This window comes from Streptomyces sp. NBC_00234 (genome assembly GCF_036195325.1).
GTDB lineage: Bacteria > Actinomycetota > Actinomycetes > Streptomycetales > Streptomycetaceae > Streptomyces.
On sequence record NZ_CP108101.1, the window covers coordinates 5,374,255 to 5,392,193 of the forward strand.

The 17,939-nt window shown below is 69.2% G+C and carries 16 protein-coding genes and 1 riboswitch; of the genes, 8 read left to right on the forward strand and 8 right to left on the reverse strand.

The genetic code is table 11. The features are described 5' to 3' along the window. Window positions 1-33: 33 nt before the first annotated feature. On the forward strand, window positions 34-672 hold the full coding sequence (gene def, locus OG230_RS23830; RefSeq protein WP_328905756.1) for a peptide deformylase: 639 nt from the start codon (window positions 34-36) through the stop codon (window positions 670-672). Between the two features lie 162 nt (window positions 673-834). Further along, the gene (locus tag OG230_RS23835) at window positions 835-1,572 is read left to right on the forward strand and encodes a D-Ala-D-Ala carboxypeptidase family metallohydrolase (RefSeq protein WP_328905757.1); all 738 of its coding nucleotides are present in this window, start codon (window positions 835-837) and stop codon (window positions 1,570-1,572) included. A gap of 74 nt (window positions 1,573-1,646) precedes the next feature. On the opposite strand, the gene OG230_RS23840 is transcribed toward OG230_RS23835, so the two are convergent. Beyond that, complete coding sequence (locus OG230_RS23840; protein ID WP_328911508.1) at window positions 1,647-2,621, reverse strand: GlxA family transcriptional regulator; 975 nt, start codon at window positions 2,619-2,621, stop codon at window positions 1,647-1,649. Window positions 2,622-2,708: 87 nt separating this feature from the next. Between OG230_RS23840 and OG230_RS23845 the strand changes: the two genes are divergently transcribed. Continuing rightward, window positions 2,709-2,921: a hypothetical protein gene (locus tag OG230_RS23845; RefSeq protein WP_328905758.1), complete on the forward strand. Its 213-nt coding sequence runs from the start codon at window positions 2,709-2,711 to the stop codon at window positions 2,919-2,921. A 49-nt stretch (window positions 2,922-2,970) separates the two neighbouring features. On the opposite strand, the gene OG230_RS23850 is transcribed toward OG230_RS23845, so the two are convergent. The 6 genes from OG230_RS23850 to OG230_RS23875 all read right to left on the reverse strand — a co-directional run bounded on the left by OG230_RS23850 (window position 2,971) and on the right by OG230_RS23875 (window position 10,243). Next, on the reverse strand, window positions 2,971-3,987 hold the full coding sequence (locus tag OG230_RS23850) for a ribonucleotide-diphosphate reductase subunit beta (RefSeq protein WP_328905759.1): 1,017 nt from the start codon (window positions 3,985-3,987) through the stop codon (window positions 2,971-2,973). Beyond that, window positions 3,987-6,383: a ribonucleoside-diphosphate reductase subunit alpha gene (locus OG230_RS23855; protein ID WP_328905760.1), complete on the reverse strand. Its 2,397-nt coding sequence runs from the start codon at window positions 6,381-6,383 to the stop codon at window positions 3,987-3,989. Before OG230_RS23855 ends, OG230_RS23850 begins: the two co-directional genes overlap by 1 nt. 139 nt (window positions 6,384-6,522) lie before the next feature. Continuing rightward, window positions 6,523-6,645: riboswitch (cobalamin riboswitch) on the reverse strand. 61 nt (window positions 6,646-6,706) lie between these two features. Next, on the reverse strand, window positions 6,707-7,210 hold the full coding sequence (locus OG230_RS23860) for a GNAT family N-acetyltransferase (protein WP_328905761.1): 504 nt from the start codon (window positions 7,208-7,210) through the stop codon (window positions 6,707-6,709). A gap of 111 nt (window positions 7,211-7,321) precedes the next feature. Then, entirely contained in the window at window positions 7,322-8,956 is a 1,635-nt protein-coding gene (gene mctP, locus OG230_RS23865) for a monocarboxylate uptake permease MctP (protein ID WP_328905762.1), read from the reverse strand. Next, complete coding sequence (locus tag OG230_RS23870; protein ID WP_328905763.1) at window positions 8,953-9,207, reverse strand: DUF3311 domain-containing protein; 255 nt, start codon at window positions 9,205-9,207, stop codon at window positions 8,953-8,955. The genes mctP and OG230_RS23870 overlap by 4 nt, the downstream gene beginning before the upstream one ends. A gap of 271 nt (window positions 9,208-9,478) precedes the next feature. Continuing rightward, the gene (locus OG230_RS23875; RefSeq protein WP_328905764.1) at window positions 9,479-10,243 is read right to left on the reverse strand and encodes a GntR family transcriptional regulator; all 765 of its coding nucleotides are present in this window, start codon (window positions 10,241-10,243) and stop codon (window positions 9,479-9,481) included. A 286-nt stretch (window positions 10,244-10,529) separates the two neighbouring features. Between OG230_RS23875 and OG230_RS23880 the strand changes: the two genes are divergently transcribed. The 4 genes from OG230_RS23880 (at window position 10,530) to OG230_RS23895 (ending at window position 15,365) form a co-directional block, all read left to right on the forward strand. Then, window positions 10,530-11,825 (forward strand): sugar ABC transporter substrate-binding protein, encoded by a 1,296-nt coding sequence (locus OG230_RS23880; protein WP_328905765.1) that lies wholly within the window; start codon window positions 10,530-10,532, stop codon window positions 11,823-11,825. A gap of 123 nt (window positions 11,826-11,948) precedes the next feature. Next, entirely contained in the window at window positions 11,949-12,965 is a 1,017-nt protein-coding gene (locus tag OG230_RS23885; protein ID WP_328905766.1) for a carbohydrate ABC transporter permease, read from the forward strand. After that, complete coding sequence (locus OG230_RS23890) at window positions 12,962-13,834, forward strand: carbohydrate ABC transporter permease (protein ID WP_328905767.1); 873 nt, start codon at window positions 12,962-12,964, stop codon at window positions 13,832-13,834. The genes OG230_RS23885 and OG230_RS23890 overlap by 4 nt, the downstream gene beginning before the upstream one ends. A 7-nt stretch (window positions 13,835-13,841) precedes the next feature. Further along, entirely contained in the window at window positions 13,842-15,365 is a 1,524-nt protein-coding gene (locus OG230_RS23895; protein WP_328905768.1) for a glycoside hydrolase family 3 protein, read from the forward strand. Between the two features lie 269 nt (window positions 15,366-15,634). On the opposite strand, the gene nagB is transcribed toward OG230_RS23895, so the two are convergent. Further along, a complete protein-coding gene (gene nagB, locus OG230_RS23900) occupies window positions 15,635-16,420 on the reverse strand; it encodes a glucosamine-6-phosphate deaminase (protein ID WP_328905769.1) in 786 nt (261 codons plus the stop codon). 209 nt (window positions 16,421-16,629) lie between these two features. Between nagB and OG230_RS23905 the strand changes: the two genes are divergently transcribed. Then, entirely contained in the window at window positions 16,630-17,712 is a 1,083-nt protein-coding gene (locus OG230_RS23905) for an SIS domain-containing protein (protein ID WP_328905770.1), read from the forward strand. The last annotated feature ends 227 nt before the right edge of the window (window positions 17,713-17,939 follow it).

Sequence of the window (17,939 nt, forward strand, 5' to 3'; positions counted from 1 at the left end):
GGTTTCAGGTTTGCAGGAAGGCGTACGGCGGACATGGCGCAGCAGGAGACGGACGAGCAGATCAGCGTCGACGACGAGGGATTCCTCGTCGACACCGAGGACTGCGAGGCGCGTGAGGCGGCGTACCGCGAGCGCGGCACCTCGCGGCCGATCACGGTCGTGGGCAACCCGGTGCTCCACAAGGAGTGCAAGGACGTCACCGCGTTCGACGACGAGCTGGGCCGGCTGATCGACGACATGTTCGCCAGCCAGCGGACGGCGGAGGGCGTGGGCCTGGCCGCCAACCAGATCGGCGTGGACCTCAAGGTCTTCGTCTACGACTGCATGGACGACGACGGTGCCCGGCACGTCGGCGCCATCTGCAACCCGGTCCTGGAGGACCTGCCGGCGGGGGAGCGCGTCCTCGACGACTCCAACGAGGGCTGCCTCTCCGTCCCGACGGCGTACGCGGCGCTGGCCCGCCCGGACTACGCGGTGGTGCGCGGCCAGGACGCGAAGGGCAACCCGGTGAGGGTGCGGGGCAACGGCTACTTCGCGCGCTGCCTCCAGCACGAGACGGACCACCTGTACGGCTACCTGTACATCGACCGGCTCTCCAAGCGTGACCGCAAGGACGCGCTGCGGCAGATGGCCGAGGGCACGCCGCGCTACGAGGTCGTCCCCAACGACTGAGTCCCGCGCTCCGCGGACGGGGCCCGGTCGCCGATACGTCGGCGGCCGGGCCCCGTCCCCGTTCCGGAGCAGTCAACTGGTGTTTCTCCAGGCACAGTTGACGCGCGTCGACTCGTCCGACAGTCTCACCCCAACACTTCACCGTGGTAGGGAGTTCCCCCCATGCTCAGACGTACCGCACACGCCTTGCTCAGCCTTGTCATGGCCATGGCTTTCGCGATCGGCGGAGCCGTGCTGACCGCAGGTCCCGCGCAGGCCGACGGCTGCTACACCTGGACCCGGACGCTGTCGCCGGGAGCCACCGGCAACGATGTCACCCAGCTCCAGATCCGGGTGGCCGGATACCCCGGCTACAACGCCGTGCTCGCCATCGACGGTTCCTACGGCCCGGCCACCACCGCCGCGGTCAAGCGCTTCCAGTCCGCCTACGGCCTCGCCGCCGACGGCATCGCCGGTCCGGCCACGCAGTCCAAGCTCTACGCCCTCCAGGACGACGACTGCACGCCGATCCACTTCACGTACCCCGAGCTCAACAACTGCAACAGCACCTGGGCCGGGGGAGCGGTGGCCGCCGGTACGGCCAAGGCCAACGCCCTGAGCTCGATGTGGAAGCTGGAGGCGCTCCGGCACGCGCTGGGCGACTCGTCCATCCGCGTCACCAGCGGCTTCCGGTCCTACACCTGCAACTCGGCGGCAGGCGGGGCCTCCAACAGCCGTCATCTGTACGGCGACGCCGTCGACCTCGGCTCGGGACCGCACTCGCTGTGCACCCTGGCCCAGCAGGCGCGCTACCACGGGTTCAACGGGATCCTCGGCCCGGGCTACGCCGGTCACGGCGATCACGTCCACGTCAACCAGGGGCCCAGCCACTTCTGGTCGGCGTCGAGCTGCGGGATCTGACCCGCACCATCACCCTTCGCACGGGAGCCCCGTCCGGGATCTGTATCCGGACGGGGCTCCTCGGCTCCGGACGCTCAGGCGACCTCGGGCAGCGCGGAGGGGCCGCGGAAGGTGCGGCGGTACGCCTGCGGAGTCGTGTCGAGCGAGCGTGTGAACTGGTGCCGGAGCGCCGCCGCGGTGCCGAAGCCGGTCCGGCCGGCGATCATGTCCATGGTCTCGTCGGAGCTCTCCAGCAAGTGCTGTGCCAGCAGTACGCGTTGGCGCAGCAGCCAGCGGTACGGAGTGGTCCCCGTCTCCTGCTGGAAGCGGCGCGCGAAGGTGCGCGGCGACATATGGGCCAGGCCGGCGAGCTGCTCGACGGTCATCTCCTGGTCCAGATGGCGTTCCATCCAGGCGAGCGTCTCGCCGACCGTGTCGCACGCGGCCCGGGGCAGCGGACGCTCGATGTACTGCGCCTGCCCGCCGTCGCGGTGCGGGGGCACGACCATGCGGCGGGCGACGGCGTTGGCCACCTCCTGCCCGTACGCCTGGCGGACCAGGTGGAGCGAGGCGTCGATCCCCGCCGCCGTACCCGCCGAGCTGATGACGGGGCCGTCGTCCACGTACAGCACATCGGGCTCGACGACGGCGCGAGGGAAGCGGCGGGCCAGCTCGGCGGCGTGGCGCCAGTGGGTGGTGCAGCGGCGCCCGTCCAGCAGTCCGGCCGCGCCGAGCACGTACGCGCCGGAGCAGACGCTCAGCACCCGCGCGCCGCGGTCCACGGCCCGGCGCAGGGCGTCCAGCGCCTCCTCGGGGTACGCGCGGTTCGCGAAGTGACTGCCCGCGGGGACGGCGATGAGGTCGGCCTCGTCCAGCCGGTCGAGGCCGTGCGGCGTACTGATCGTGAATCCGGCGTGGGTCCGCAGAACCGGTCCCTCGGCGGAGACCACCGCGAAGTCGTGGACGGGCAGCCCCTCTTCGCTGCGGTCCAGTCCGAAGACCTCGCACAGCACGCCGAGTTCGAAGGGGTGTACCTCGTCGAGCAGCAGAACGGCGACATTGTTCAGCATGGGCATGGCGACAGTGTGGCAGTAATTCGATGCTGTGTGACAGTCCTGCCACTGCCGGATTCTGGGCGAACGGACGACAGTAGAGGCATGAACACATTCGTGAACTACGCAGGCATAGCCGTCCTTTTCGCCCTCGTCCTGCTGCCCGCGCTGGTCGGCCTCGCCCGTGAGCGGCGCATCGACCGCGCACTGCGCGCAGCGCAACGGAGCCAGGGAGCCGAACCCCCGCACGCCGAAGGCGCCGCGCGGCCGGTCACGGCAACGCGGCGCCCCGTCGTCGGAACCTGGGCCCGGGTCTAGGGCCTCTCGTTTGGATCACGCCGGGCTCGCGGGGTCCAAACGAAAGACCCTAGAAGTCGTCGTCGAAGCCGACCGAGCCCTCCACTGCCACCTGGTACGCGGACGGCCGGCGCTCGAAGAAGTTCGTCAGCTCCTGGACACCCTGGAGCTCCATGAACGAGAACGGGTTCTCCGAGCCGTACAGCGCGGGGAAGCCGAGGCGGGTGAGCCGCTGGTCGGCCACACACTCCAGGTACTGGCGCATCGACTCGGTGTTCATGCCGGGCAGGCCCTCGCCGCACAGGTCGCGGCCGAACTGCAGCTCGGCCTCGACGGCCTCCTTCAGCATGTCGGTGACCTGCTGCTGGAGGGCGTCGTCGAAGAGGTCCGGCTCCTCCTTGCGGACCGTGTCCACGACCTCGAACGCGAAGTTCATGTGCATGGTCTCGTCGCGGAAGACCCAGTTGGTCCCCGTGGCGAGGCCGTGCAGCAGGCCGCGGGAGCGGAACCAGTACACGTACGCGAAGGCACCGTAGAAGAACAGCCCCTCGATGCACGCCGCGAAGCAGATCAGGTTCAGCAGGAAGCGACGGCGGTCCGCCTTCGTCTCCAGCCGGTCGAGCTTCTCGACCTCGTTGATCCACTTGAAGCAGAACTGCGCCTTCTCGCGGATCGAGGGAATCTCCTCGACCGCGTCGAACGCCGCCGCGCGGTCGTCCGGATCGGGCAGATAGGTGTCGAGCAGCGTCAGATAGAACTGGACGTGCACGGCCTCCTCGAAGAGCTGCCGCGACAGATACAGGCGCGCCTCGGGCGAGTTGATGTGCTTGTACAGCGTCAACACGAGGTTGTTGGAGACGATCGAGTCACCGGTCGCGAAGAACGCGACGAGCCGGCCGATCATGTGCTGCTCGCCGGGCGACAGCTTCGCGAGGTCGGCCACGTCGGAGTGGAGGTCGACCTCCTCCACCGTCCAGGTGTTCTTGATCGCGTCGCGGTAACGCTCGTAGAAGTCCGGATAGCGCATCGGCCGCAGGGTCAGCTCGAAGCCCGGGTCCAGGAGGTTCTTGTGGTCGGTGGAGCTCATTACTGGCAGGCCTCGCAGGACTCGGGGTTTTCGAGGGAGCAGGCGATCGCGTCCGCGTCGGGCGCGGACGCCTGTACGGGGACCGGGGCGGCGGAGGCCGCCCGCGCGATCCGGGTCGCCGGGCGCGACCGCAGGTAGTACGTCGTCTTCAGCCCCTGCTTCCAGGCGTACGCGTACATCGAGGAGAGCTTGCCGATCGTCGGCGTCTCCAGGAACAGGTTCAGCGACTGGCTCTGGTCGAGGAACGGCGTACGGGCCGCCGCCATGTCGATCAGTCCGCGCTGCGGGATCTCCCACGCAGTGCGGTACAGCGCCCGCACCTCCTCGGGAATCCACGCGAAGCCCTGTACGGAACCGCTCGCCTCGCGCAACGCCTCCCGGGTCCGCGCGTCCCACACGCCGAGCTTCTTCAGCTCGTCGACCAGGTACGCGTTGACCTGGAGGAACTCACCGCTGAGCGTCTCGCGCTTGAAGAGGTTGGAGACCTGCGGCTCGATGCACTCGTAGACCCCGGCGATCGAGGCGATGGTCGCCGTCGGCGCGATGGCCAGCAGGAGCGAGTTGCGCATGCCGGTCCGTGCGACCCGGGCGCGCAGGGCGTCCCAGCGCTCCGGCCAGTTCAGCTCGGTGTCGTAGTGGTCGGGGTGCAGCACACCGCGGGCGGTGCGCGTCTGCGACCAGGCCGGGAGGGGGCCGGAGCGCTCGGCGAGATCGCAGGACGCCTCGTAGGCGGCGAGCATGATCCGCTCGGAGATCTTCGTGGACAGCGCGCGTGCCTCGGGGGAGTCGAACGGCAGACGCAGCTGGAAGAAGACGTCCTGGAGGCCCATCGCGCCCAGGCCGACGGGCCGCCACCTGGCGTTGGACGAGCCGGCCTGCTCGGTCGGGTAGAAGTTGATGTCGACGACCCGGTCGAGGAAGGTCACCGCGGTACGGACCGTGGAGTCCAGCCGCTCCCAGTCGATGTCCCCGTCGGCCACGAAGGCGCCGAGGTTGACCGAACCGAGGTTGCAGACCGCCGTCTCGCCGTCGTCCGTGACTTCGAGGATCTCGGTGCACAGGTTCGAGGAGTGGACCACGCGGCCCGGCTCGGCGGTCTGGTTGGCCGTGCGGTTGGAGGCGTCCTTGAACGTCATCCAGCCCTGCCCGGTCTGCGCGAGCGTACGCATCATCCGGCCGTACAGGTCACGCGCGGGCATGGTCTTGCGGGCCAGCCCGGCCTCCTCCGCCGCGCGGTAGGCCGCGTCGAACTCCGCGCCCCACAGGTCGACCAGCTCGGGCACGTCGGCGGGCGAGAACAGCGACCACTGGCCGTCGGTGTCGACCCGGCGCATGAACTCGTCCGGAATCCAGTGCGCCAGGTTGAGGTTGTGCGTACGCCGCTGGTCCTCGCCCGTGTTGTCGCGCAGTTCGAGGAACTCCTCGATGTCCGCGTGCCAGGTCTCCAGGTACACGGCGGCTGCGCCCTTGCGGCGGCCCCCCTGGTTGACCGCGGCGACCGAGGCGTCGAGCGTCTTGAGGAACGGAACGATGCCGTTGGAGTGCCCGTTGGTGCCGCGGATCAGTGAACCGCGGGCGCGGATACGGGAGTACGAGAGGCCGATGCCGCCCGCGTGCTTCGAGAGCCGGGCCACCTGGTGGTAGCGGTCGTAGATCGAGTCGAGCTCGTCGAGCGGCGAGTCCAGCAGGTAGCAGGAGGACATCTGCGGGTGCCGGGTACCGGAGTTGAACAGGGTGGGGGAGGAGGGGAGGTAGTCGAGCCGGCTCATCAGGCCGTACAGCGCGGCGACCTCGTCCAGCGCCTCCGGGGTGTCGTCCTCGGCGAGACCGGCCGCCACCCGCAGCATGAAGTGCTGCGGGGTCTCGATCACCGCACGGGTCAGCGGGTGGCGCAGCAGGTACCGGCTGTACAGCGTCCGCAGGCCGAAGTAGCCGAACCGGTCGTCCGCGCCGGCCACGAGCGAGCCACCGACCAGGGCGTCGAGCCGGGAGGCGTGGACCCGGACGAACTGGGCGGTGCGGTCCGCGATCAGGCCCTCGCGGTGTCCGACGGCGACCGAGGCGGAGAAGGAGACCGCGCCCTGGCCGGCCGCCTCGTCCGCGATCGTGCGGGTGAGGAGCCGGGCGGCGAGCCGGGAGTAGGCGGGGTCCTCGGAGATCAGGCCCGCGGCGGCCTCCGTGGCCAGCGAGCGCAGCTCGGCCTCGTCCGACCGGGCGTTGCGACCGCGCAGCGCGGCGGCGGCGACGCGGCCGGGGTCGGTGTCGGGCAGATCGGCCGTGAGGTCGGTGAGGGTCCGCAGCAGTGCGGTCCCGGGTCCGTCCGTCGTGGCTTCCGTGGTCTTCCCGGACGCGGCGTTCCCTGCGGCTGAAACCGGATCGGCTGGCGCGATGGTCACCGGTGCTCTCCCTCGCTCGGCTCGGGGCCGGCGGGGAGCGGGGGCAGCCGGGCAGAGCGGGGCCCGGAGGCGGCAGCACTGCGTGCGGCGTCCACCGGCCCATCCGCGAGGCCCGGACGTCTCTGCGCCCGGTTCGGTCGAGCCGGACGCGCTGTCGACAGGTCTTCGGACTTCGGATGCGCAAAAGCGCACCGATCACACCGTTGCGGGACAGTTCCGGATTCGCACCGGATTCCCCTGCGGCGACAGCGAGCACGAGCATACATGTGGGGGCTGCCCATCGAGGCAGCCCCCACATCTTGTGTCGTGCGAGCGGAGTGCGGTTACAGTGCCAGCCGGAACGTGAGCAGGGGGCCGAAATCGGGCAGGGGCTCCCAGTCCCGCTCCGGAGTCCGTACGAAGCCGAGGCGCTGGTAGATCCGGTGGGCGTCCCGCATGACGTCCTGCGTCGACAGGACGACCCCGGTGACCCCCTCCGTGGCCCGTGCCCGGTCGATGCACGCCCGCACCAGAGCCTCGCCGGCCCCGCGTCCGCGGGCCTCGCCCGAGACCGCCAGCATCCGGAACTCGGCCTCGCCCTCCAGGGCGATGTCCGCCCAGGGATTCCCGGACAGGGCGTATGTGACCCCGCCGAGAACCGCGCCCTCCGAGCCCACGGCGACCAGCACCTCGGCCTCCGCGGCCCGCCGTCCCACGGCCCGCAGTTCGGCCAGATACGGGTCCTCGGCCCCGAGATCCAGCAGACCGTCGTCGAGATACGCGTGAGCCGTGATCTCGCCCAGCGCTTCGTGCTCCCCGGGGCCGATGGGCCTGATCGAAATGTCCATGCGGGGAGTGTGCCGCACCGGGGGCGCATGGGCGTACCGGATATGCGACGGGCCGCCGCGCCTCCGTTGCCGGAGTCGCGACGGCCCGTTGCGGAGCGGTCGGTGCGGGGGTCAGTGACCGCCGGGCGCGCCCGCGGTGGCGGGCGGCAGGACCGTCTTGACGCCCGGGTCGCCCGCGTCCGCCGTGTAGTCGGACGGCGAGGTCTCGTCGATCCCGGCCGGCGCCTTCAGCGCGTTGAGGACGAAGGTGAGGACGACCACGACCACCACGTTCAGGACGAACGCGGTGAGACCGATGTAGCCGATCTCGCCGATGCCCGGGATCTCCTTCGAGGAGCCGCCGAAGTGCTTCTGGGTCGGGCTGGCGACGCCGTACGCGGCGACCGTCCCGTACACCATGCCGACCGCCCAGCCCGCGATCAGGGCCCAGCGGTGGAACCAGCGGGTGAACAGGCCGCCGACCAGTGCGGGCATGGTCTGGAGGATCCAGATCCCGCCGAGCAGCTGGAAGTTGATCGCGACCGTCTTGTCCATGGTGAGGACGAAGGCGAGCGCGCCGACCTTCACCAGGAGCGAGACCAGCTTGGAGACCTTGGTCTCCTGCGCCGGGGTCGCGTCGGGCTTCAGGAAGTCCTTGTAGATGTTGCGGGTGAAGAGGTTCGCCGCGGCGATCGACATGATGGCCGCCGGCACCAGCGCGCCGATGCCGATCGCGGCGAAGGCCACGCCCGCGAACCAGTCGGGGAACATGTTCTCGAACAGCTGAGGGATCGCCAGCTGGCCGTTGTCCACCTTGACTCCGGCGGCGATCGCCATGAAGCCGAGCAGCGCCAGCAGCCCCAGCATCAGCGAGTACAGCGGGAGGATCGTCGTGTTGCGGCGGATCACGTCACGGCTGCGGCTGGAGAGCGTCGCCGTGATCGAGTGGGGATACATGAAGAGCGCGAGCGCCGAGCCGAGCGCCAGGGTGGCGTAGCCCCACTGGCCCATCTCGCCCGGGACGAGCGCACCGCGCGGCTTGCCGGTGGCCTCGTTCGTCTGCGAGAACGCCTCGCCCGCCTTGGCGAAGATGTCGTCGAAGCCGCCCAGCTTGATCGGGATGTAGATGATCGCCACGGCGATGACCAGGTAGATCAGCCCATCCTTGACGAACGCGATCAGCGCCGGCGCCCGCAGGCCCGAGGAGTAGGTGTACGCGGCGAGCACCGCGAACGCGATCAGCAGCGGCAGGTCCTTGACGAACCAGTGCGTGGTCTCGCCACCGCCGACGCCCATCACGTCCAGCACCGCCTGGATGCCGACCAGCTGGAGCGCGATGTACGGCATCGTGGCGAGGATGCCGGTGAGGGCGACCGCCAGCGAGAGCCCCTTCGAGCCGAAGCGGCCCCGGACGAAGTCCGAGGTGGTGACGTACCCGTGCTTGTGCGACACCGACCACAGCCGCGGCAGGAAGGTGAAGATCAGCGGGTAGACGAGGATCGTGTACGGGACGGCGAAGAAGCCCGCCGCGCCCGCCGCGTAGATCGCCGCGGGGACGGCGACGAAGGTGTACGCCGTGTAGAGGTCACCGCCCAGCAGGAACCAGGTGACCCAGGTGCCGAACGACCGTCCGCCCAGGCCCCATTCGTCCAGGCTGTTCTCGTTCTCGGCCTTCCGCCAGCGGGCGGCCATGAATCCGATGACCGTGACGGCCAGGAAGAAGAAGATGAATACGGCGAGTGCTACGCCGTTGACGCCGTCCTTCATGCTGACGCACCTCCCTTGCGGGCGCGCTGGTCACGCTGCCACAGCGTGTACGCGACCATCGTCAGTGCGGTCGAGATGAGGACCCACAGCATCTGGTACCAGTAGAAGAACGGGATGCCGATGAACGTGGGTTCGACCTTCGCGTACGAGCTCACCCAGAGCATCGCCACGAACGGCGCAATGAGGCACACGGCGATAACCACCCGCACGGGTGTGATCGTTGGCCGTTTTTCGGCGGTGTTTTCGGGCATGTGGTGCTCCGTCCCCTCGCTGGTCACCTGGTGTAATGCGCACGAAATCTAGGCGAGGGGTCCGTCCAGCGTCACCCCCTGTCCGCATTGCGGTAGTGCAACGGTGATGTCTCGGTGACATGCACGAACGACGGCAGGGTCCGGTTCACGCCAATCCCGAGGTGACGGTGGCGGCGGGCAGCGAACGGCCCCCGTGGGGATGGTGATTCCACGGGGGCCGTTCGTCGTGCGGGTCGCGACAGGTGATGCGGTGGGACTCGGTCGGTGGGACTCAGTCGGTGGGCCGCTTGAGGCGGGCCACGAACTTGTAGCGGTCGCCGCGGTACACGGAGCGCACCCACTCCACCGGCTCGCCGTGTCCGTCGATCGAGTGCCGGGACAGCATCAGCATCGGCAGGCCGACGTCCGTGCCCAGCAGTCCGGCCTCGCGCGGGGTGGCGAGGGAGGTCTCGATCGTCTCCTCGGCCTCGGCCAGCCGCACGTCGTACACCTCGGCGAGCGCGGTGTAGAGAGAGGTGTACTTCACCAGTGAACGGCGCAGCGCGGGAAAGCGTTTGGCCGAAAGGTGTGTGGTCTCGATCGCCATCGGCTCACCGCTGGCGAGGCGCAGCCGCTCGATCCGCAGCACCCGCCCGCCCGCGGTGATGTCGAGCAGGCCGGCGAGCGCGTCGTCGGCCGTGATGTATCCGATGTCCAGGAGCTGGGACGTGGGTTCCAGCCCCTGGGCGCGCATGTCCTCGGTGTACGAGGTCAGCTGGAGCGCCTGGGAGACCTTCGGCTTGGCGACGAAGGTTCCCTTGCCCTGGATGCGCTCCAACCGGCCCTCGACGACCAGCTCCTGAAGTGCCTGACGCACCGTCGTGCGAGAGGTGTCGAACTCGGCCGCCAGGGTCCGCTCGGGCGGTACCGGGGTACCGGGCGGCAGGGTGTCGGTCATGTCGAGCAGGTGGCGCTTGAGCCGGTAGTACTTCGGTACGCGTGCCGTACGCGTACCCGCACCGGTCTCGTTCTCCGCACTGCCCCCGTCTGCACCCATGGCCCGCCTTCCCGACTGCTGCGTTGCTGCCGTCACCGGCTCCTCCGTCTGTCGCGGCTCACATGGTGGCACGGTCCGGTCACGGGTCGTCGCCCTCCCCTAGGTGTCGGTCCTATAACGGACGCGAGTGCACTTCTTATACACCCTTGACACCCCTAAAGGTCTAGGCCAAGCTCCCGGTACTGGTCTAAACCATTAAAGACCAAGTCCCAGCCCCACAGGCAGTACTCGTCGTACGTTTCCGCGGTGGGCGGGGGGTTGCTGGTATCCCTGAGGAGGGTGTGGCATGAAGCGCAAGCTCATAGCGGCGGTCGGCGTCGCGGCGATGGTGTCCGGAATTGCAGCGTGTGGCGGGGGCAGCGACAACGCTTCGAAGGACCCGAAGGACCGCTCCGAAGAACTGACTGTCTGGCTGATGGTCGACGCGCAGAGCACCTGGCCGGAACTGGTCAAGGACGTCAACGCGCAGTTCAAGAAGAAGTACCCGAAGGTCAAGGTCAACGTCCAGTACCAGCAGTGGGCGGACAAGGCCAAGAAGCTCGACACGGCCCTCGGTGGCGACAAGTTCCCGGATGTCGTCGAGCTCGGCAACACCGAGACGATGCAGTACATCCTGAACGGCGCACTCGCCGAGATCGACCCCAAGAAGTACGACAACTCGGACACCTGGATCAAGGGTCTGAAGGACACCTGCACCTTCGAGGGCAAGCAGTTCTGCGTGCCTTACTACGCCGGTGCGCGTGTGGCGATCTACAACAAGGACATGTTCAAGGCCGGTACGGGCAGCGACGTGCTCCCGCAGACCGAGACCGAGCTGCTCGCCGCCCTCGACAAGGTCTCGGCCGAGTACACCAAGAAGGACAAGCGCTTCTCGTCCCTCTACCTGCCGGGCCGTTACTGGTACGCGGCCATGTCCTACGTCGCGGCCTACGGCGGCTCCATCGCCGAGTACGACGAGGGTGCGAAGGAGTGGAAGGGCAACCTTTCCTCCGCCGAGTCCCAGAAGGGCATCGAGCACTTCATCAACCTGGTGAAGAAGTACAACAAGGCCGACATCACCAAGGACGAGCAGGACCACGCCAACGTCGCGGCCAACGAGAAGGCCGCCCTGCTCTACGGCAACGGCTGGGAGGCCGGCTCCATCACCGATGGCGCCAACAACGGCAACCCGAAGCTCGAGGGCAAGATCGCGACGGCCGGTATGCCCGGCCCGAACGGCAAGGCCCTCCCGTCCTTCATCGGTGGCTCGGACCTCGCTGTCACCGCGAAGTCCAAGGTCGCGGACCTCGGTGAGGAATGGGTCTCGCTCTTCACCAGCGAGAAGTCGCAGGAGGTGCTCGCCTCCAAGAACATCCTCCCGAACAACGAGAAGCAGCTCGAGCCGCTGAAGAGCAAGCCCGAGACGGCCGCCGTCGCCAACGCGGTGCCGGACGCCTGGTTCACGCCGATCGCGCCGGGCTGGACGTCCATCGAGAAGGACGAGGTCCTGGAGAACATGCTCCTGGCGATCCTCAAGGGCACCTCGGTGGCCGACGCGGCCAAGAAGGCCGACGACGAGATCAACGCGCTGATCAACAAGTAGTACCGCAGGGCCTTCGGCTCTCCAGGCGGGGGCCCGGCACGCACCGGGTCCCCGCTTCCTTTCGTAGACGTATGCCGTGATCTCCGGGTGCAGCCCCCGGAATCCCGATGGAAGGTCAGCCACGTGACTGCCGCCGACACCAAGGCCGCCGGGCCGCCTCCGGTACCCGTACCACGTGGTCCGGAAGAGACCGGGCCCTCGCCCTCCGCGAAGGACACCACGCCCCGCCCCAAGAGGCAGCGGAAGAAGGGCGAACTCCTTCCCTACCTCCTGATCCTGCCGGCGATCCTCGCGATCGCCGCGGTGTACGTCTATCCGCTGATCAAGACCGTGATCATGTCCTTCCAGGACATGGGCCGGGCGGCCCTGTGGGGCAACGGCGAGACGCCGTGGGTCGGCTTCGAGCAGTTCACCAACATCCTCGGCGACCCCGAGTTCTGGCAGGTCACCGGCCGCACGATCGTCTTCATGACGATCTGCGTGGTGCTGACCATGGGTATCGGCCTGCTCATCGCCCTGATGATGCTGCGCCTGTCCACCTGGGTCAGGCTCACCCTCACCGTCGCGCTCATCGCCGCCTGGTCGATGCCGCTGATGGTCGCCGCCTCGGTCTTCCGCTGGCTCGCCGACTCCGACTACGGCCTGATCAACACGCTGCTCGCCGACATCACGGGCAACGAGGACAAGTGGCTCGGCCACAACTGGTTCCTCGACCCCTGGCAGGGCTTCGGCATCATCACGCTGCTGGTCGTCTGGGGCGCGATCCCGTTCGTCGTGATCACGATGTACGCGGCCCTCACCCAGGTCCCCAAGGAGCTGGAAGAGGCGGCGTCGCTCGACGGAGCCAGCGCGTACGGCGTCTACCGCTACGTGACCTGGCCGGTCATCAAGCCCGTCTTCACCATGGTCGCCACCCTGTCGGTCATCTGGGACTTCAACGTCTTCGGACAGATCTGGCTGCTGCGCGGCAACAAGCCCGAACCGGAGTACGAGACCCTCGGCCTGTACTCCTTCTCCAAGGCGTTCGAGTCCACCTCCTTCAGCCAGGGCAGCGCGATCGCCTTGATCACCGTCCTGATGCTCTCCGGTGTCGCCGTGTACTACCTGCGCCAGCTGATCAAGACGGGAGAGGTCGAATGAGCACCTCCACAGCCCCGAACACGCCTGCCCAGGTTCTGCGGCCCGACCGCAAGAAGAACCGCCTCGGCTACAACATCCTGGCCCTGGTCACGGCAGCGCTCATGGCCTTCCCGGTCTACTGGCTGATCATCAGCTCCCTGCGCCCCAACCACGAGATCCGGTCCTACGACCAGACGCTCTGGCCCTCCTCGCTCACCTTCGACAACTTCGCGCGAGCGGTGGAGCAGGACAACTTCGGCACCGCGATCCAGTCGAGCCTGATCGTCTCGGTCACCGCGGTGGTCGGCGGCATGATCATCGCGACGCTCGCGGCGCTCGCCATCGGACGCTTCCGCTTCTTCGGGCGGAAGGCGCTGATGATGGTGATGATCCTCGTCCAGATGCTGCCCCCGACCGCGATGCTGATCCCGATCTACCTCCAGCTCAACGCCATGGGCGGTATCGACGAGTACTGGGGACTCATCGTCGTCTACCTGGTGTCCACGCTGCCCTTCGCGACGATCATGATCCGCGGCTTCGTGATCAACATCCCGGTGGAGCTGGAGGAGTCCGCGATGGTGGACGGCTGTACCCGCATGGGAGCCTTCCGCCGCGTCATCTTCCCGCTGCTCGCCCCGGGACTGGCCGCCGCGTCGATCTTCGCGCTCGTCAACGCGTGGAACGAGTACCTCTTCGCGTACATCCTGATCAACGACAACTCCAAGTACACGCTCAACGTGTGGCTGATGACCTTCACCACGGAGCGCGGTACGGACTACGGCGCCCTGATGGCGGCTTCGACGCTCATCTCCATTCCGGTCGTCATCTTCTTCATGATCATCCAGGGGAAGATGGCCACGGGTCTCACCTCCGGCGCCGTGAAGGGATAAGGCCCCCATGACCACCCTCGTATCCACCACGGACACCCTCACGCGCGACGCGCTCGCCGTGCTCCAGCCCGGGTTCACCGGCACGACCGCCCCGGACTGGCTGCTGCGCAGAGTCGGCGAGGGCCTGGCCTCCGTCGGCCTGTTCGGGCGCAACATCGAATCGCCCGAGCAGCTGGCGGCGCTCACCGCCCAGCTGCGGTCCGAGCGCGACGACGTCCTCGTCGCGATCGACGAGGAGGGCGGCGACGTCACCCGGCTGGAGGTCCGTCACGGGTCCTCCTTCCCGGGCAACTTCGCCCTCGGCTCCGTCGACGACGTGAAGCTCACCCGGGACGTCGCCCAGGAGCTCGGCCGCCGGCTCGCCGAGTGCGGCGTCAACCTCAACTGGGCGCCCTCCGCGGACGTCAACTCCAACCCGGCCAACCCGGTCATCGGCGTGCGGTCCTTCGGCGCCGACCCCGCACTCGTGGCCCGGCACACCGCCGCGTACGTCGAGGGGCTCCAGGCCGCGGGTGTCGCCGCCTGCACCAAGCACTTCCCCGGACACGGCGACACGGCGGTCGATTCGCACCACGCCCTGCCGAGCATCGATGTGTCCCTGGACACCCTGCACGCCCGTGAGCTGGTGCCTTTCCGCGCGGCCATCGCAGCGGGTTCCAAATCGGTGATGAGCGCGCATATCCTGCTTCCCGCACTCGACCCGAACCGCCCGGCGACGCTGAGCCCGCAGATCCTGACCGGTCTGCTGCGCGAGGAGCTGGGTTACGACGGCCTCATCGTCACCGACGGCATGGAGATGCAGGCCATCTCCGCGACGTACGGGATCGAGCGCGGCTCCGTCCTCGCGATCGCCGCGGGCGCCGACGCGATCTGTGTCGGCGGCGGGCTGGTCGACGAGGGGACCGTGCTGCGACTGCGCGACGCCCTGGTGTCGGCGGTACGCAGCGGAGAGCTGCCCGAGGAGCGGCTGGCCGACGCCGCCGCCCGTGTACGTGCCCTCGCGTCCTGGACGCAGGGGGCCAGGGGGGCTGTCTCGGAGCCGGGCGCGGCAGTGCAGGAGGGGACCGCGCCCGGCACCGGAGTCAGCACGGACATCGGTCTCGTCGCGGCCCGCCGCGCGGTACGGGTCACCGGCACCGGCGCACCGCTGACCGGGCCGGCGTACGTCGCCGCGTTCACCCCGGTCGCCAACATCGCGGTCGGTGACGAGACCCCGTGGGGTGTCGCCGCCGAACTGGCCCGGATTCTGCCCGGCACCGCTACCGACACGTACAACGGGGAGAGCCCGGCACCCGCGGCCGACACGCTGCGGGCGGCGGGGGAGCGGCGCATCGTCGCGGTCGTCCGCGACGCCCACCGGCACGCGTGGATGACGGAGACGCTCGACGCTCTGCTGGCGGCGCGTCCCGACACGATCGTGGTCGAGATGGGGCTCCCGCAGGCGGAGCCGAGGGGCGCGCTCCACATCGCCACGCACGGGGCGGCCCGGGTGTGCGGCGTGGCCGCGGCGGAGGCCATCACCGGCACCTGATCCACCCCGCCCACCGACCTCGGCCCCGCCCAGCCGTCCAGGCCGGCCGGGGCCGAGCCCATCTCCCGGCCGGCGGGCGGACGAGCCCACGTGAAAGGGCCGGGGCACCCATCGGTGCCCCGGCCCTTTCGCGTGCACGGGAGGCTCTAGGGTCTTTCGTTTGGATCAGGCCGGATCAGGGAGTCGACGCGGAGCGTCGGCGACCGACGACAACGCCGCAGGTGCGCGCGCCGGGGCACGCGAGCCCGGCATGATCCAAATGGGAGGCTCTAGATGCCCTGCCAGGACGGCTTCGCCGCGTACGTGGCGCGGAAGTAGTCGCCCAGCTTCAGCTTCGACGCGGCGGCCTCGTCGACCACCACCGTCGCGTGCGGATGCAGCTGCAGCGCCGACGCCGGGACGATCGAGGCGACCGGCCCCTCCACGGTCTGGGCGACCGCCTCGGCCTTGCCCTCGCCGGTGGCCAGCAGGATCGGGTGGCGGGACTCCAGGATCGTGCCGATGCCCTGGGTGATGACGTGGTGCGGCACCTGGTCGATGTCGTTGTCGAAGAAGCGCGCGTTGTCGATCCGCGTCTGCTGCGTCAGCGTCTTGATCCGCGTACGGGACGCGAGCGAGGAGCACGGCTCGTTGAAGCCGATGTGCCCGTCGGTGCCGATGCCGAGCAGCTGGAGGTCCACCCCGCCCGCCTCGGCGAGTGCCCTGTCGTACGCCTCGCAGGCCGCCTGGACGTCCTCGGCGGAGCCGTCCGGGCCCATGAAGGACGCCTCGGACAGACCCAGCGGCTCCACGACCTCGCGCAGCACCACCGAGCGGTACGACTCGGGGTGGCCGGGGCGCAGTCCGACGTACTCGTCGAGCTGGCAGATGCGGGCCCGCGAGGCGTCCACGGCCCCGGAGCGGACCTTGGCGGCCAGCGCCTGGTAGATGGGCAGCGGGGTCGAGCCGGTGGCAACGCCGAGCAGGGCGTCGGGCTTGCGGCTCAGCAGGGCTCCGATGGCCTCCGCGATGAGCTCGCCGCCTGCCGTGGCGTCCGGGACGATGACAACTTCCACGCTGTGCCTGCCGATCTGAAAGGTGGAGTCATGTGGTATAGACCAATCAAGGTCCCAATCTAGCAGAATCGGGCAGCCCGGAGGTGAAGTGCTCACACACCGGTCCACCGGTTCGCCCCGCTGGCGGGTGTCCGCCCCACCGTGGTCGACTTGTCCGAGCCGGCGCGGGCGCGAGCCCGTGCGCACCCACCGCACGGGAGGCACCCCACATGTCCGCCACCTCTTCGGCCACGCAGCGGGACCGGGGCGAGCAGCCCGGCCGGATCATGTCCGGCGAGATGGCCGAGCAGCCGGCCATGCTGCGCCGCATCCTTGAGCGGGGCGCCCCCGGGATTCGCCGGGTGGCCGCCGAGATCGCGGCGAAGAAGCCCCGGTTCGTGCTGCTGACGGCCCGCGGTTCCTCGGACAACGCGGCGCTCTACGCCAAGTACCTGCTGGAGATCCGGCTCGGGCTGCCCTGCGGACTCGCCTCGATGTCCACGACGACGGCCTACGGCGCCCAGCCGGACCTCAAGGACGTCCTGGTGATCACCGTCAGCCAGTCGGGCGGCTCGCCCGACCTGATCGCGTCCACGAAGGCCGCCCGCGCCGCCGGGGCGATCACCCTCGCGGTGACCAACAACCCGGACTCGTCGCTCGCCGCCGTGTCCGAGTACAGCATCGACATCCTCGCGGGCCCCGAGAAGGCGCTGCCCGCGACCAAGACGTACACGGCCTCGCTGCTGGCCCTCTACCTCTTCGTGGACGGGCTGGTCGCGGGGGACGGTCCGGCCGCCGCCGAGGCCCTCCCGGACCTGGCCGAACAGATCCTCGCCCGGAAGGACGAGGTCACGTCCCTCGCCTCGCGCTACCGCTTCGCCGAACGCATGGTGATCACCTCGCGCGGCTACGGCTACCCCACAGCCAAGGAAGCGGCCCTGAAGCTGATGGAGACCAGCTACATCCCGGCTCTCTCCTACTCCGGAGCCGACCTGCTGCACGGCCCGCTCGCCATGGTCGACAACATCTCCCCGGTGATCGCCGTCGTCACCGACGGCCGCGGCGGGGAAGCCCTCCAGCCGGTCCTGGACCGCCTGCGGGGCCGCGGCGCCGACCTCTTCGTGGTCGGCCCGAAGGCACAGGTGGAGGCCGCGTCGGCGGGCTTCGCGCTGCCGACGGCGGGAGTGGCGGAGGAGTTGCAGCCGATCCTGGAGATCCTGCCGCTCCAGATGCTGGCCTACGAGGTGACGATCGCCCGCGGTCAGGACCCTGACGCGCCCCGCGCACTGGCCAAGGTCACCGAGACCCACTGATCCGGCCGGACGATCAGGGCGCCGCACGCCCCCGGAAACACCCGCGGGCCGCGGCGCCGGGACGGGACCCTCAGCCCGTCCGGCACCGCAGCCCGGAGTTACCAGGCCGGTGGTGTGCGGTTCCGCCGGCCGAGGGAGGCACCGGCGCAGTCAGGGCAGAGAGCGCCGGGTGCCTCGTTCCGTTCTCCTGTGCGGGGAGAACGGAGGTCTTTCCTTTGCATTGTGGA